General features: G+C 64.8%; 15 protein-coding genes. 8 read left to right on the plus strand and 7 right to left on the minus strand.

The annotated features are described in order from the left end of the window. Positions 1-638 precede the first annotated feature (638 nt). From ABC977_RS01390 to ABC977_RS01410, 5 genes are all read left to right on the plus strand, one after another. Positions 639-1,142 (plus strand): IS66 family transposase, encoded by a 504-nt coding sequence (locus ABC977_RS01390; RefSeq protein ID WP_369665430.1) that lies wholly within the window; start codon positions 639-641, stop codon positions 1,140-1,142. A 30-nt stretch (positions 1,143-1,172) separates the two neighbouring features. Then, positions 1,173-1,397, plus strand: coding sequence for a hypothetical protein (locus ABC977_RS01395; RefSeq protein ID WP_369665431.1), 225 nt, complete (start codon positions 1,173-1,175; stop codon positions 1,395-1,397). Positions 1,398-1,737: 340 nt separating this feature from the next. Continuing rightward, positions 1,738-2,625, plus strand: coding sequence for a methyltransferase domain-containing protein (locus ABC977_RS01400; RefSeq protein WP_369665432.1), 888 nt, complete (start codon positions 1,738-1,740; stop codon positions 2,623-2,625). A gap of 377 nt (positions 2,626-3,002) precedes the next feature. Beyond that, positions 3,003-3,482 carry a DUF302 domain-containing protein gene (locus tag ABC977_RS01405; protein WP_369665433.1) on the plus strand — a complete coding sequence of 160 codons (480 nt, stop codon included), beginning with the start codon at positions 3,003-3,005 and terminating at the stop codon, positions 3,480-3,482. 31 nt (positions 3,483-3,513) lie between these two features. After that, entirely contained in the window at positions 3,514-3,780 is a 267-nt protein-coding gene (locus ABC977_RS01410; protein WP_369665434.1) for a hypothetical protein, read from the plus strand. Here ABC977_RS01410 and ABC977_RS01415 read toward each other — a convergent pair. The 3 genes from ABC977_RS01415 to ABC977_RS01425 all read right to left on the minus strand — a co-directional run bounded on the left by ABC977_RS01415 (position 3,758) and on the right by ABC977_RS01425 (position 6,041). Next, positions 3,758-4,570 (minus strand): energy-coupling factor ABC transporter ATP-binding protein, encoded by an 813-nt coding sequence (locus ABC977_RS01415; protein WP_369665435.1) that lies wholly within the window; start codon positions 4,568-4,570, stop codon positions 3,758-3,760. The genes ABC977_RS01410 and ABC977_RS01415 overlap by 23 nt on opposite strands. Continuing rightward, the gene (locus ABC977_RS01420; RefSeq protein WP_369665436.1) at positions 4,567-5,136 is read right to left on the minus strand and encodes a NikL family nickel/cobalt ECF transporter subunit; all 570 of its coding nucleotides are present in this window, start codon (positions 5,134-5,136) and stop codon (positions 4,567-4,569) included. The genes ABC977_RS01415 and ABC977_RS01420 overlap by 4 nt, the downstream gene beginning before the upstream one ends. Positions 5,137-5,252: 116 nt before the next feature. Continuing rightward, entirely contained in the window at positions 5,253-6,041 is a 789-nt protein-coding gene (locus tag ABC977_RS01425; RefSeq protein WP_369665437.1) for a DUF4198 domain-containing protein, read from the minus strand. A 321-nt stretch (positions 6,042-6,362) separates the two neighbouring features. Between ABC977_RS01425 and ABC977_RS01430 the strand changes: the two genes are divergently transcribed. Genes ABC977_RS01430 through tilS form a run of 3 tightly spaced genes read left to right on the plus strand, consistent with a single transcriptional unit; the run spans position 6,363 to position 9,469 of the window. Next, on the plus strand, positions 6,363-7,118 hold the full coding sequence (locus ABC977_RS01430) for a metal-dependent hydrolase (protein WP_369665438.1): 756 nt from the start codon (positions 6,363-6,365) through the stop codon (positions 7,116-7,118). Positions 7,119-7,177: 59 nt separating this feature from the next. After that, positions 7,178-8,134, plus strand: coding sequence for an acetyl-CoA carboxylase carboxyltransferase subunit alpha (locus ABC977_RS01435; RefSeq protein WP_369665439.1), 957 nt, complete (start codon positions 7,178-7,180; stop codon positions 8,132-8,134). A gap of 27 nt (positions 8,135-8,161) precedes the next feature. Further along, positions 8,162-9,469 carry a tRNA lysidine(34) synthetase TilS gene (gene tilS, locus ABC977_RS01440; protein ID WP_369665440.1) on the plus strand — a complete coding sequence of 436 codons (1,308 nt, stop codon included), beginning with the start codon at positions 8,162-8,164 and terminating at the stop codon, positions 9,467-9,469. 45 nt (positions 9,470-9,514) lie between these two features. Here the strand turns inward: tilS and ABC977_RS01445 are convergent, their stop codons facing one another. From ABC977_RS01445 to ppk1, 4 genes are all read right to left on the minus strand, one after another. After that, entirely contained in the window at positions 9,515-10,516 is a 1,002-nt protein-coding gene (locus tag ABC977_RS01445) for an alpha/beta fold hydrolase (RefSeq protein WP_369665441.1), read from the minus strand. Further along, positions 10,492-11,214, minus strand: coding sequence for a SanA/YdcF family protein (locus ABC977_RS01450; RefSeq protein WP_369665442.1), 723 nt, complete (start codon positions 11,212-11,214; stop codon positions 10,492-10,494). Before ABC977_RS01450 ends, ABC977_RS01445 begins: the two co-directional genes overlap by 25 nt. Next, on the minus strand, positions 11,189-11,851 hold the full coding sequence (locus tag ABC977_RS01455) for a YceH family protein (RefSeq protein ID WP_369665443.1): 663 nt from the start codon (positions 11,849-11,851) through the stop codon (positions 11,189-11,191). Before ABC977_RS01455 ends, ABC977_RS01450 begins: the two co-directional genes overlap by 26 nt. Positions 11,852-11,991: 140 nt before the next feature. Beyond that, the gene (gene ppk1, locus ABC977_RS01460) at positions 11,992-14,202 is read right to left on the minus strand and encodes a polyphosphate kinase 1 (protein ID WP_369665444.1); all 2,211 of its coding nucleotides are present in this window, start codon (positions 14,200-14,202) and stop codon (positions 11,992-11,994) included. Positions 14,203-14,762: the final 560 nt, after the last annotated feature.

The raw sequence follows: 14,762 nt of genomic DNA on the forward strand, positions 1-14,762 counted from the left end.
CGCCGTAATGGGCGCCAGCGCAAGGTCGCTGTCCGGAGCACCATCGATGGGGTCATGCTGCTCTCGCGCGAGGATCTGACGCAGCTCGACGACGCCTACCTCAAGCGGCTGGAGGAGGGTCCGTTGCGCGACTTGTCGGTGAAGCTGCTGGCGGATCTGAAAGAGGCGCACGAGCGTCTTCCGCTGGATCCGAGTAACAGTTCTCGTCCGCCGAGCAGTCGGGCGCCTTGGGAGCCGGCCCGGGCCGAGGACAGCCCGCCTGACGCGTGTGGGCCGGGGGATGGAAAGACGACGTCCGCGGTATCAGGTGCCTCGGGTGAAGTGGCATCGCCTGAGAAGACGGCCCCCGCCTGTCCCGGTCGGCGTCCTGGTGCGCCCGGCCATGGTCGCAGCCAATGCTTGGCTGTTCATGAGGAGCGCCATCACCATCCGGTCGAGTGTGCGGTCTGCGGTGGGTCGCTCGCGGGCGCCCCCGAGGAGCGCGTGGCCAGCGCCCACTACGTCATCGACCTCATCCTGCCGGCCTCTGGGCGCAGCGGCTTGGAGGCGTTCCAGATCAAGCGGGTCTACCACGCCTGGCGCTGTGGTTGCGGGCACTGGAGTGCCGCGGCGCCCGGCGAGGGTGGGACCGAGGAGGGTTGGACGGTCCGCAGGAAGTGCGCGCCAGCGCGCTGCCCCACGTCGAGAGGACGAGCTGGAAGGAGCGCGGTCGGCTCCTGTGGTTGTGGGTCTTCACCACGGCGACGACCACCGTGTTCCGGATTGGACACTGCTCCCAAGAGTTGCTGCACAGCGTGCTCGGTCCGGTGCTGACCGGTTGGCTGATGAGTGACGGCTTCTGGGCCTATCGGGACTGTGGCAACCGACTGTGCTATCTGGCGCATCTGCAGCGCAAAGCCCGCGGCCTCGAAGAGAGCCTGGAGCGGCCCGCCCAAGCCTTCGGCCGCGCACTTCGCAAGCACCTCGAGGCGGTCATGGCCGCTGCCTGTGCCGCGCGCGAAGGGCCGCCGGCGATGGGTCTGCGCGAACAACATGCCGACGCCCTCAACCGTTTGCTCAACCTGTGCCTGGAACAGGCCGAGAGCCCGCACGCCAAGACGCGTGCGCTGGCCCGCGAGCTTTTGAACGATTGGGACACCTGATGGGTGGTGCTCGATCATCCCGAGTTGCCGTTGACCAACAACGACGCTGAACGAGCCCTGCGCAATTGGGTCATTGCCTGGCGCATCCGTTACGGCACCCGAACCGCCGAAGGGCCACGAGCCTTGGCGGCACTGGCCAGCATGATCGACACCCGCCGGCAGCGTCGCCTCTCGCCCTGGAGGTTCATTGCTGAGACGCTGCGCCAACGTCGCCAGGGGCTCCCGGCACCGCTGCTGCCTAGCGCCGCAGGATGACACCAAGCTTGCGACGCGGCCGTGGCCCCAGCCGGGGGCGTCTGAACGATTACCGCCGGCGTCGAACTTCAAATTGAATAAAGGGACTTACTTCTGGGTTAGGCTGATGCTGGAAGGTAACCCAGGCGGCCAAGCTGGCTGGGTTCGAATGCATGGCGAGCTATTAAAACAAGAAAGGAACCCAATTTACATAGATTCAGTCAGGTCACATATATGTGGTTCGAGATCAGTTTTCCCTGTTATCACTCTTGTCGGTGCGTTTGGGAGATCAGGTCCCGAGTACCTGGAAATGAACTATGTTCCAGAGCTAATAGATTTTTTGGGGGTATGATTAATTCTAATGGGTAACAGAGCTATTTATACCATCAGTCGAATGTTCTGGAAGAGCGTAGCTTCAACCATTAAGGGCGGCGTTTTGCCGTCATTGGGGCGCATAGAAGCACCGCTCGACCAGCGTGAGGAGAGCAAGGAAGTCTCCTCTTCTCAAGCGCTCGATTTCAGCCGTGAGTGTCTCGCACGACGGTATCTTGATGGAAGCGGGATAGAAATTGGTGCATTTTCCTCACCATTGAAAGTGCCGGATTCCTTGTCGGTCACCTACGTCGATAACTGTTCAGTTACAGACGCCCTGAGGTCACTTTCAGTTTGCAATCTTACCCATGTGGATTTCGGGATTGAGGAACGAAATGTTGTAAGTCCAGACGTGATAGATGATGGCCAGTATTTGCAAACCATTGGCGATAATAGCCAAGATTTCGTCATCGCAAACCACGTCCTTGAGCATTACGAGAACCCTTTGGCGGGTTTCGCAAATATGCTAAGGGTGACGCGGCATGGAGGCATCATCTACGTCGCACTACCTGATATGAGGCGTTGCTTCGATCGCACGAGAGAGCCAACTACTCTAGAGCACGTTTTGCGTGACTATCAGGAGGGACCAGAATGGTCGCGTGAACAGGCGTTCCGTGAATTTGGTAACGTCTTCATTTCGGAGGGAATGGCAAAAGGCCTTTTCCCGAAGTTGGCGGGGAGCGAACTGGATGCGTTTACAGATGACTGCATAAGCCAATTAATGGCCTCGGGGTTTAGCATCCACTTCCACGCATGGACCCCGGACTTGATGCTGGAAATGTTTTTAAGCGCAAAGAGATATCTCAAGATGCCATTTGAATTCGAGCTGTTCTACCCAAGTGGGGATGAGGTGTTATTCATCTTCAAAAAGGCTTAGGACCGTTTCTCGGGCACAGATAACGGAAAGAAAATTAAAGCCGCCTTGGGGATTCAGCTGGAGCTGAGACAGGACGTTAGCGGAGGCGGGATGTGAGGTCAAGGTCGGGAAGGATGGCGGCGCGACCTCGCTGATGAAAGCGATGATGCGCATGTTGGCGCCGCAGTTGGGGCAGACTAGCGGCAGCGATTCGAGCAGCCGGGCCAGCAGCATCGGCTACGGATACGCGGGCTGTTTGAACCTTTCCATGGCAACCCCAAGGTTATGCTTTGCGGGTCCGCTGGGACCGCCCGGTCAAGTGGGTTTGGTCATGCGGTGGGTGAATTGCGCATCGGTCGAAGATGACGCATGGATAATCGGACGCGGGAGGAACCATCATGTCCAAGGGTATCGTGAGCGGAATGCTTGGGTTTGTCGTTGGGTTTGTCACACTGGGCCTGGTCGCTTTTGTCGCGGGGCCTGGTGTGATGATCGTCGAAGACGACAGCCGTTTCGGCTTCGATCAAACAGTTGAAACCATCCGGGATAGCGCGATCGAGGCTGGATGGAAGGTGCCGACCGTGCACCGGATCGACGAGGCCGTGTCCCAGTATGGCTATCAGGTGCCGCGGGTTGCGGTATTGGAACTGTGCCAGCCCCAGCATGCGGCGCGAATCCTAGCTGATGGCGATGCCAAGGTGGTCACGTCGCTAATGCCCTGCCGCGTCTCGGTCTACGAGACCGCCGACGGTCGGGTCGTTGTATCACGGATGAACACGGGTTTGCTGGCCCGGATGTTCGGCGGGGTCGTGACCGAGGTGATGACCGAGGCGACACAGGAAAACGAAGAGATCCTCGCCGCGGTCATCGGCCGCTGACGCCGTCACATCTTTGCCGAGGTTGGGTCTTATGGCGGAGTGGTTCGAATCGGGCCGGATCATCGATCTGATCCTGTTCCTCGTGGTCGTCGAGGCGGTGGCGATCCTCGCCTACCGGCGCATCAGCGGGCGTGGACCGGCGTTGGCCGATCTGCTGAGCAACCTGCTCGCGGGCGCCTGTCTGATGCTCGCGGTGCGCGCCGCACTCGTCGACGCCGGTTGGCAGTGGGTCGCCGTGTGGCTCTTTGCCGGTTTGGTGGCGCACTTGTTCGATCTCAGCCGCCGCTGGCGACGCTAGCGGCCCGCGGCCCGGCGCCCTCACCCGTGTCTCGTTCGTCTCGGATCTGTGCTGTCGTCACCGGTCGGCGCAGTTCCGGGCATGGATGGCCGCGTCCAACCAAGTGCAACCCCTTGATTGGCATCCGGCTGGGGTTCGCGATTTCGTGCAATCGGCCCTCCTTCAGGCGAAGGATCCGGGTCGCGAGACGGGTCACTAGATCCTGGTCGTGGGTGACGAACAGCATCGTTTGCGGCAGATCAGCGAGATGGTCGATCAGGCGTTGCTCGGTCGCCTCGTCGAGACCGCTGGTGGGCTCATCAAGCAACAGGACCTCCGGGTGCATCGCGAGTACCGTCGCTAGGGATACGAGGCGTTTCTCACCGCCCGATAGCCTGTGCGTGATCCGTCCGGCATAACCGTCGAGGCCGAGCATCGCCAGGGTCTCCTCGGCGACTGCCCGTGCCTGCGCCGGTGACAAGCCCAGGTTCAGTGGCCCAAAGGCGACATCCTCGATTACGGTCGGGCAGAAAAGCTGGTCGTCGGCGTCCTGAAAAAGGAGGCCGACCCGGCGCCGGACCGGCAAGAAGGCCGCTTCCGTCTCGCGGACGTCGCCGAAGGCGACGACGGCGCCGGCCGTTGGCCGTTTGAGACCGACGAGCAGGTGCAGCAATGTCGTCTTGCCCGATCCGTTCGCGCCGATCAGTGCGAGCCGCTCCCCCACCTCGAGGCGCAGGTCGAGATCGCGCAGGACCAGGCGCTCGGGATACCCGAAGGCTACCCGTCGCAGCTCGAGCAAAGGCTCCGTCATCGCCGGTTCCTCGCGCGGCACCGCCACCAGGCGGCCAATCCCACTAGGCCGAGGATATAACCCAGGCCGCCGAGGATATCCCGCGCCAGGATGCGCTCCTCGAGCGCGATCACCTGTTCGCGAAGCGGATGGATCTGACGGGTGAGGACGCTTTCGATCTGGCTCGCGAGTTCCTCGGGATCGAGATGGCAAGAGCCAGTCGGGTCGCTCATCGTCGCTCCGGTGGTCGCGTGCTGATTCGCTGCCGGTGCCGGGTCGGCTCCGGCCAGGGGGGCGAGTTCCATCGCCCGCACGGTCCATTCGGCCCGGTGGCCATCGCCGGTATCGGCGACGATGCGATGGTCGATGGCGGCGCGGACCTGGTAGGCGAACCGGCCCTCTTGATCCGGGGTCGTTTCAGCGAGTACGCGCCCGTCCGGGTCCTGGATCTGGATGAGGGCGCCGCTGGCCGCGCCGCCGCCGACGAAATAGGTGCGACCCTCGATGCGATCACCGTCGACGAACGCGAAGACCTTCAACTGGTGAGCCTGACCCGGGGCCGCGACGACCAGGGCCAGCAGCAGCACGGTTGCGAACGCTCGCCCTGGTCCAGCCCCGGGTCGGGCCGCGGGGCCTCGGACCAGCCGTGGGCTTCTCGGAAACGCGGCGATCGGCGTCTTCTCCGTCAGGATTCCACCCAGGGTCAGCGCATGTCGCGCGTGCGCACCCAGATCAGGCCGCCCTGTTCGACGGGTACCGCTTCGCCCTCGGGGTTGCGCATCGTCTCCTCGCCTTCGATCAGGGCCGCGAAGCCCCACCAGCCGGCGCGCGGCATCGCGTACGCGAAGACGCCGTTCGCATCGGCCTTGACCACCTGCGTGACATAGGCATCGGCCGGCGGGGCGAAGGTGCCGTCATTGCGCCACTCGACCTCGACCTCGGCAAAGGGCACGGGTTCACCATTATGTCGGACGATGCCGCGAAACAGGTTGCCGGTCCAGAGCCCGTAAGGACGCACCAGCGGCTCGATCTCGACCGGGAGGCCGACCGGGCTTTCCCACCCCTCGCCGCCGCCGAATCCATCGACGACGACCTTCGTGTAATGGATGATCATCACGCCCTCGGCGGGTTCCCAGTAGGGCGCGGGCTCCAGGTAGAAGATGTGGTCGCCCGGTTCGGTGACCCGGTACTGAGCACGATAGGTTCCTTGGCCACCTTCGTCGACTCGTGTCAGCGCCTCGCGCAGATCCTGATCGCCGTCGGGGCCGACGACGCCGAAACGGACCGGGGGGGCCATGTCCATGACCGGGCCGCCGGCCATCGGATGGGTGAAACGCAGCCGCAGTTCGACCTGGTTACCGGTGCCCTCGTCGAGGATATCGAGATTCGGGACCAGTTCCTGGAAATGGGCGGACGCGGTGCCGGAGAGGCCCAAGGTTAGCCCGAGCCCGAGGATCCAGGGGCGTGCGGCGACGGTGGGGCGACAGAACACGGTGGTTTCTCCTGTTTCATCGGAAGCACGTCGAATCCCGAGCGCCCGAAACGCGCTGGGCGCCGAACCGATGTCGTTGGTCGGTCCGGTCGAGACGACGGGGGCTCGCAGAGGACTTTCAATCGCTGTGGGTGATGGCAATAAGAGTACCACGAATAACGTAACACGATCTGCCCTGACGCACCCCGGCGGTCTGCTCGGCACCGGCCACGCGACCTCCGATCGAGGATGATCGACACGGGTACCGGCGCCGCACTGACAGGGATCGTGGGCTATCATTGCGTCGTACACTTTTGGATGGGAGACTGGGCAAGACTGCTTATGGCCAATTTTTCGACCCATCTTTACGGCGCAGCGGTGGTCAGCAGCGCGGCCGCGTTGGGTCTGCATTCGGCTGGATTGGCCGATACGACCCAGGCCCAGACCTATTTTGCGATCGGAGTGATCGGCGGCCTATTGCCCGATATCGATGCCGACAGCTCGCGACCAGTTCGGGCCTTTTTCAGCTTCACGGGTGCCCTGGCCGCGTTCCTGGTCTGCTTCGCCCTAGTGGACCGGTTTCCCGTTGTCGAGCTGGCGCTGATCTGGAGTCTCGTGTATCTGACCGTTCGTTACGGCGTGTTCGAGGTCTTCATTCGCTTCACGGTCCATCGTGGGATCTGGCACTCGTGGCTGGCGATGCTCTTCGTCGCGCTGGCGACCGCCAATCTCGCTTACTGGGCCCTGGGTCTTCCGGCCTGGGATGCCTGGGTCTGCGCCGGCTTCGTCGCCATCGGTTATCTGACGCATCTCTGTCTCGACGAGATCGCGAGTGTCGATCTGCTCAACAGCCGCGTCAAACGTTCGTTCGGTACCGCGATGAAGCCCTTCAGCCTGCGTTCTCCCGGAGCCTCGCTGGCGATGGCCGCCGCCGCCGCGTTGCTGCTGTTCAGCGCACCGAGTCTGATGCCGGTGATCGAGGCGGGGCGCAGCCTCGACGAGGCCTGGGCCTCGCGGGTCGAGCGCCCGCAGCGGCCGTCGTCATGGTTCGCCGGCTGGCCGACCGCTCTCGGCGTGCCGGTCGTCGGCGAGCCTTGACGATGGTCGGCACGGCGGACCTATCCTCGCTGCGGACGATGGTATAAACTGCCGCCGCCATGGATCCACACTTCCTTGATTTCGAACAGCCCATCGCCGAGCTCGAGGCCAAGATCGACGAGCTGCGCCGGGTGGGGGACGACAACGCCCTCAACATCGGCGATGAGATCGAGCGGTTGCGCAAGAAGAGTCTGGCGCTGACCGAATCCATCTTCGCGTCGTTGAACCCGTGGCAGATCTCGCAGCTGTCGCGTCATCCATCGCGTCCTTATCTGCTCGATTATGTCGAGCGGATCTTCGACGATTTCCAGGAGCTGCACGGCGACCGCGCCTTTTCCGACGATCGGGCGATCGTCGGAGGCTTGGCGCGTCTCGATGGACGGTCCGTGATGCTGATCGGTCATCAGAAGGGTCGGGATACCCGGGAAAAGATCCTGCGCAATTTCGGTATGCCGCGGCCCGAGGGCTATCGCAAGGCGCTGCGTCTGATGCGGCTGGCCGAGCGTTTTCGGTTGCCGATCCTGACCTTCATCGATACGCCCGGCGCTTACCCTGGTGTCGGGGCCGAGGAGCGCGGGCAGAGCGAGGCGATTGCGCAGAATCTGCAGGTCATGGCCGGCTTGCGCACGCCGGTCGTCTGCACGGTGGTCGGTGAAGGGGGCTCCGGCGGTGCCTTGGCGATCGGGGTCGGCGACCGGGTCCTGATGCTGCAATACAGCACCTACTCGGTGATCTCGCCCGAGGGCTGCGCGTCGATCCTGTGGAAGAGTGCCGACAAGGCGCCGCTCGCCGCCGAGGCCATGGCGATCACATCCGATAAGCTGCTCGAACAGGAGTTGATCGATGCGGTCCTGCCCGAGCCGCTCGGCGGTGCCCATCGCGATTTGGACACCATGGCCAGGACGCTGAAGGCGGCCCTGATCGAACACCTGGACGACCTCGATACCACTGACATCGAGGATCTGCTGAGCCGCCGCTATCAGCGCCTGATGAGCTACGGCCGCTTCAAGGAGTGACGCGCGGCGTTTCGTGACGAGGGGGCGATGCCCAGATTGGTCCCCGATCACCTGCTTGGCGCCATCGGTCCATTCGCGACGGGTCGTCGTGGATGGGTGGCCTTCAGCGGCGGTATGGATTCGACGGTCCTGCTGGCGGCGCTGGCGCAACTCCGCGAGCGCCTTCCATTCAGACTGCACGCGGCCCATGTCGACCACGGTTTGCAGCCTGCCTCGGCGGCCTGGAGCGACCACTGTCGGCGCCTCTGCGATGACCTCGAGGTGCCCTTGACCTGTCTCTCGGTCGACGCCCGTGCGGCGCCCGGGGAAAGCCCCGAGGCGGCGGCGCGCACGGCCCGCTACGCTGCGCTGATGGGCCTGATCGCGCCCGGGGATCGATTGTTCACCGCGCACCATCAAGACGACCAGGCCGAGACGGTGCTGCTGGCGCTGATGCGCGGCAGCGGCCCGCACGGTCTGGCCGCGATGCCGGCGCTCGCCCCGTTCGGAGCGGGTCTCCTGGCGCGTCCCTTGCTCGGCTATCGTCGTGCCGATCTCGAGGCCTTCGCCCGCGCTGCCGGGTTGGTCTGGATCGAGGATCCGACCAACGCGGTGCTGGATCTCGACCGCAATCTGCTGCGGCATCAGGTGCTGCCCTTGCTCCGCCGTCGCTGGCCGTCGCTGGCGCATACGATCGCGCGCAGCGCGGCGCATTGCGCCGATGCCGCGCGCCTGCTCGATGGACAGGCGGCCGAGCAGATCGAACGATTGGCGTTGGCCGGTGGTGCGGCATTGTCGGTGCGCGGTCTGTGTGCTTTACCGGCGGAGCTCGGCCGCACGACGGTGCGCTATTGGATCCGCTCGCATGGGCGGACGGTGCCGGATCAGGTCCACCTGGAACGGATCCTGACCGAAGTGGCCAATGCCCGACCCGATGCGACCCCATTGGTCGCCTGGCCCGGCGTCGAGATCCGGCGCTATCGGGATGCGCTGTTTCTGCTCTCGCCCCTGCCGCCTGCACCCGAGCCCGGCGCGAGGATTCCCTGGATCGGACCCGCGCTCGCTCTGCCGCATGGCTTGGGATCCTTGGCCAGATCTCCGTCTGAACCGGGCGCTGCGTCAGCCCCGCTCGAGGTCCGTTTTCGCGTACCTGGCGCGCGCTGGCGCCCGGCCCCCGGGGCGCCGAGCCGGGCGTTGAAGATACTGTTCCAAGAGGTCGGCATCCCGCCCTGGCTGCGGCCCTACGTCCCTTTGATCCATGCCGGCGGCGAACTGCTCGCGGTGGCCGGCGTCACGCCATCCGCCGGCGTGATCTGGTCAGGGCACCCGTGGGAGGACCTGGGGCTCTTTCGGTGACGGTCCCCGGCGCATGGCCCAGCACGGCTGGCCGCTGGTCGCGCCTCATCGATCGTCGCAGAAGGCGGCATGGCGCCCCTGCCAGAGACCGGTTTCCTCGCCCGACGGTAGCGGTCCATCCGGGTCGATGAGCCAGGCGGCGATGTCGGCCCGGACCCGAGTCCCCTGGAGGTCGCGCGGGAGCATGTGCCAGCCATCGGGGTACAAGACGAGACGCAACGCCGGTTCGCTCGTTGGCAGCGCCTCGGTCATCCGGCAGAAGGCGTTTTTCGGGATGATCTGGTCGCGCTCGCCGTAGAGCAGCAAGGTCGGCACCGGCAGTGTCGGTGCAGCGGCTTGCGCCAGGTCCATCAGGCTGGTGACGCCCCAGAGGGCCTCGACGCGGGTCGCCTTGATGACCAGCGGATCGGCACTCATCGCCCGCAACATGTCGAGGTTGTCGGACGGGCGTAACCGGATGCCTTTCCCGGTCAGCTCGAGCCCGGGGACGGTCCGCGTCGCGAGTTCGAGCGCCCAGCGTTGGTACCAGGGCATGGTGTCGCGCGACCAGACGGCCGGCGCGATCAGGACCAGGCCGTCGATCGGCAAGGACGCCGCGCTGGCGGCGGCCATCGCGACCGCACCCCCCATGCTCTCACCGGCGACGACCAGGCGCGCTCGCGGATAACGGGCACGTAAGAGCGCGACCAGCGTGCGCAGGTCCTCGATCAGGACCGCACTGCCGGGCCAATGGCCAGGTCGATCGCTCGCGCCGAAGCCGCGTTGGTCCACGGCGTAGGTCCAGATGCCCTGTTCGGCGAGATCTTGTGCCAGCGGCGCGAAGGCCTGGCTGTAGTCGTTGAACCCGTGCAGACCGATCAGCACGATCTCGGGCGGGGTCGGATTCGACCAACGATGCAGCGGGAGTCGGACCCCGTCGGCCATCCGTGCATGGTCGGGTGCGAGCCGCGCGTGGTGTGACCGGGAGAAGTCGGGCGCGACGGGTCGGGGGAGGCAGCCGGCGATCAGGGCGGCCAATGTGATCAGCAGGAGGATCCGGACGGGCATGGATCGTCGCTGGGCGGGGACTCGAGCAGCGGCCGCAGTGGCACGCGCTCGGGGTCGCCGAGGAAGCGGGGGCCGCGGGCGCGCAGCAGATCCAATACGGCGGCCGCCCGGGCCAGGGTCTCCCGACGGCGAACACGGGAATACCAGTTCTGCGAAGGGTCGGCGGCGGCGTAGGCGGTTGCCCGTATGCCAGCGTGGTGTGCCAGAAACAAGGCGCGCTCGGCATGGAAGCGCTGCGAGACGATGATCAGGTGGTCCTGCCCGAAGACGGCCTTGGCGCGGATCATCGAATCCAGGGTTCGAAAGCCGGCGTAATCGAGCGTGATGTATTCGTCTGGTACGCCATGGGCGATCAGGTCGCGGCGCATCGTTTGCGGCTCGTTGTAGTGGGGGGTCGCGTTGTCGCCGCTGACCAGGATCGCGCGAACCCGTCCGGCGTGATAGAGCTCGGCGGCGGCCTCGATGCGGGGGCTGTAAAAGAGATTGGGGCCGCCGGGGCGCCGGCTCGAGGTGCCGAGCACGAGCGCAACCGGTGCTGGCGGAACCCTCGCGAGGTCGTCGTGGATCTGGCCGCGCGCGAGCAGTGTGATGGCCAGGTCGATCCCGAACAGGATCAGGATCGGCGACAGAAGGATCGCCGTGGCGACCGCAATCACCCCGATCCGGCGCCGATCAGGGGCCTTCGCGTCGCTCGCCAAGCCCGGTCAGCTCCCAGAGCGCGTCGAGATCGGCCCGCAGCCTTGCGACCTCCTGTTCGAGTTGCGCGAGTCGCTCCTGACGCGGCGTCGGTGAAGGTTCTGCCAGGTCGGCCAAATCCTCCGCGGCTATCGGTCCGCATAGCGTGTGGGCGTAACGTGCCTCGCGCCGTCCAGCGCTCCGCGGCAGCTCGATGACCAACGGGGGCTCGCGTGACATCAGGTGGCGAAGCGCATATTCGAGTGCCGGGAGGTCTGGGAGCTCGGCCAGGCGACTGGCGTTCGAGCGCAGCTCTGACGCGGTCTGCGGGCCGCGCAGCATCAGGGTCGCCATCACGGCTGCCTCGCGTCGATCGAGCCGCAGGGCCGAGACCAATCGTTGGTCGTAGCGCTCGGCTCGGCCGGCATAACTCGCGTCGATCAGGTCGCGATCGCGCAGCACATTGGCGGCATGTCCGACCTCGCGGACCTCGAGGTTCATGACCGGGTGGCGGCTCGTCTTCTGATTGCAGGCGAGCACCAGGGCGTTCAGCGTCAACGGGTAGGCATCGGGCGTCGTGCGTTGCTTCTCGATCAGGCAACCAAGGATGCGGGCCTCGAGCTGGGTCAGGGTCACAGATGTCGCTTCGGTCTCGGACATGGCTCGGCGTCTAACAAAGGGTGGCCGCTCCTAGCTTAGCGCCGTTACGCGCCGGTTGCACAGAGTCCCGGTCGAATGGCGTGCGAGGCCACCGACGTCCCGCACCGGGCCGGCCCGACGGTGGCGGCCCGTGACCGGCGTCATTCGGCCTTGAGTCGGCGCTGAAAGTGATTCAACAAGCGAGAGCGAAAGTTCTTCTCCTTGTGCTTGGAGCTGGCCGACAGGCGCCGTTCGGCGACCGCGATCAGCGTCTCCTGCGCGCCCTTGGCACTGTCATCGGCTGGCCGCCGCTGGACATAGGTGCCGTCGGGCTGCATGTCCCAGGCCGAGCGCGGATCCGAGAGCTGGACATCGAGGATCAGGCGCAGCTCCTGGCGCAGGGCCGGATGCTCGACCGGTGCGTGGACCTCGACACGGCTCTCGAGGTTGCGGCGCATCATGTCGGCGGAGCCGATGTAGTACTCCTCGTCGCCGCCGTTGCGGAAATAGAGGATCCGGGCGTGTTCGAGGAAGCGTCCCACGATGCTGACGACGCGGGCCGTCTCGGACAGGCTCGGCAGCCCCGGGCGAAAACGACAGGTGTCGCGGATGATCAGGTCGACCTTGACCCCGGCGCGGCTGGCTTTGTACAGCGCCCGGGTCAGGTCGACATCCTCGAGCGCGTTCATTTTCATCTGGATGTGACCGTCACCGTTCTTCTCGTGGTGCTCGATCTCGCGCTGGATCTTCGCAAGGATGCCGCGTTTGAGCGTGTAAGGGGCGGGGAGGATCTTGCGATAGCTCGGCGGCGGCGAGTAGCCGGTCAGGTAGTTGAACAGCTCGGTCAAATCCTGGCCGATCGCCTCGTCGCTGCCGAGCATGCCGAGATCCGTGTAGAGCTTCGCGGTGCCTGGGTGATAATTGCCGGTCCCGATGTGGTAGTAGCGACGCAGTTGCGAATAGTCGCGACGCACGACCAGGATCAGCTTGCTGTGGGTCTTGAGGCCGAGGACCCCGTAGGTCACATGGACGCCCTCGGCTTCCAGGCGCCGCGCCCACGCGATATTGGCCGCCTCGTCGAAGCGGGCCTTGATCTCGACGAGCACCGCGACCTGCTTGCCGTTGCGCGCCGCCTTCACGAGCCATTCGAGCATCGAGCCGGAGGTGCGATAGAGCGTCATCTTGATGGCCAGGACCTTCGGGTCCTCGGCGGCGGTGCGCAGAAAGCGTTCGACGGTCGTGCTGAAGGACTCGTAAGGGTGCTGCAACAGCAGCGGTCCGTTTTCGCGGATGATATGGAAGATGTTGCGCTGGTCGTTGGCCAGCAGCGGATGATCGACGGGGCGATGCGGCGAATCGCGCAGTTCGGGGATCTCGAGGGTGGCCAACTCGAACAGGTCGCGCATGGCCATCAGACCCTCGACCTCGTAGACATCGCGTTCCTCGTTGAGCCCCAGCTCCGCCGCCAGCATGCCGCGATGGGTCGGGTTCATGCCCTGTTGCACCTCGAGGCGCACGATCGGTGCGAAGTGCCGTTCACGGAGTTCGGTCTCGATCAGTTCGAGCAGGTCGTTCGCGGCCTCCTCGGCAGGTTCGACGATGGCGTTGCGCGTGACCCGAAAGCGTTGGCAACTGGCGATCTCCATGCCGGGGAACAGCATGTCGAGATTTGTCGCGATCAGATCATCGAGGGTGACGAAGGTGTTGACCTCGTCGACCTGGATCAGGCGCTTGGATACGTCCTTGCTGACCGGGACCTTGATCCTGGCCATATAGGTCTCCTGGCCGCCCGGGAAACGGAGCGTCACCAGCAGATTGAGGGCCAAGTTCGAGATGAACGGGAAGGGATGCGCCGGGTCCATGGCCAACGGCGTGATCATCGGGAAGATGTCGGTGCGGAACTGCTCGCGCAGGCGTGCTCGGGTACCCTCGGGCAGATCGGCGATCTGCACCAAGCGAATGCCGTGAGTTTCCAGCAGCGCCATGACCTCATCGAAGATCCGCCTTTGTTCCGCCTGCATCGCGCGGATCACGGTGTGGCATTCCTGAACCTGTTGCTGTGGGGTGCGCCCGTCGACGGTCGTGCTGTGAATCCCGGCGGCGATCTGCTGCTTCAGACCGCCGATCCGTTTCATGAAGAACTCGTCGAGATTGTTGCTGACGATCGCAATGAACTTGACCCGTTCGAGCAAGGGTGTGCGCGGGTCCGCGGCCTCGTTCAGGACTCGCTGGTTGAACTGTAGCCAGGTCAGTTCCCGGTTCAGGTAAAGCGCCGGATCGTCGGGGTCGGTCGCGCCTTGTGCCGGCACCGGGCTGGACAGGATCGCTTTGGTCGGATCGACCTGACTGACAGGGTCTTGGGTCTCGGTCATCGAGGGGTTCCTTGGCGTAGGTCGCGGGTCCAGCTGCAAAGGAGCCGTATTCTACCAATGCGACGACACCGCGTCTGTGACGTCGATGTGATCGGACCGGCCCGGTGCCTTTGGCTACCGCAGCGGCGAAGAGCGGGACGAAGCTGGCGGCGTATTCGCGTTAGGCGCTGAAGGACGGCATGGCCGCCCATTTGCCCGTTCCCGACGAACATCGGTCGGCCGGTTCAGCGCGACGAGGGCATCGGTTTGTCGTGGTTTCCGATGTCCAGGTCGGCGTCCAGGCGATCGGCCGAGGATCCGCCGCGCAACCAGTCAGGCATGAAGGCCGCCGCGTTCGGGGAGGGCGCCAGTTCGATCTCCAGGTTGGACCGGCGTCTGTCCGAGGTCCTGGGTGGACGGCCGTGGTCGCGAGGTTCCCAAGGCCCCGAAGGAAGATCATGACCGAACCCTGTTTGCCTCGCATCGTCATCCCCGTCGTTCGTGCGTCATAGCGAAATTGTCGGACATCTCGCCGACGAAGGCACGAGGCACTAGACGACGGTGCCAGTTCTTCCGCTAGC

It is taken from the genome of Thioalkalicoccus limnaeus (assembly GCF_041197575.1).
GTDB classification, from domain to species: Bacteria; Pseudomonadota; Gammaproteobacteria; order Chromatiales; family Chromatiaceae; genus Thioalkalicoccus; species Thioalkalicoccus limnaeus.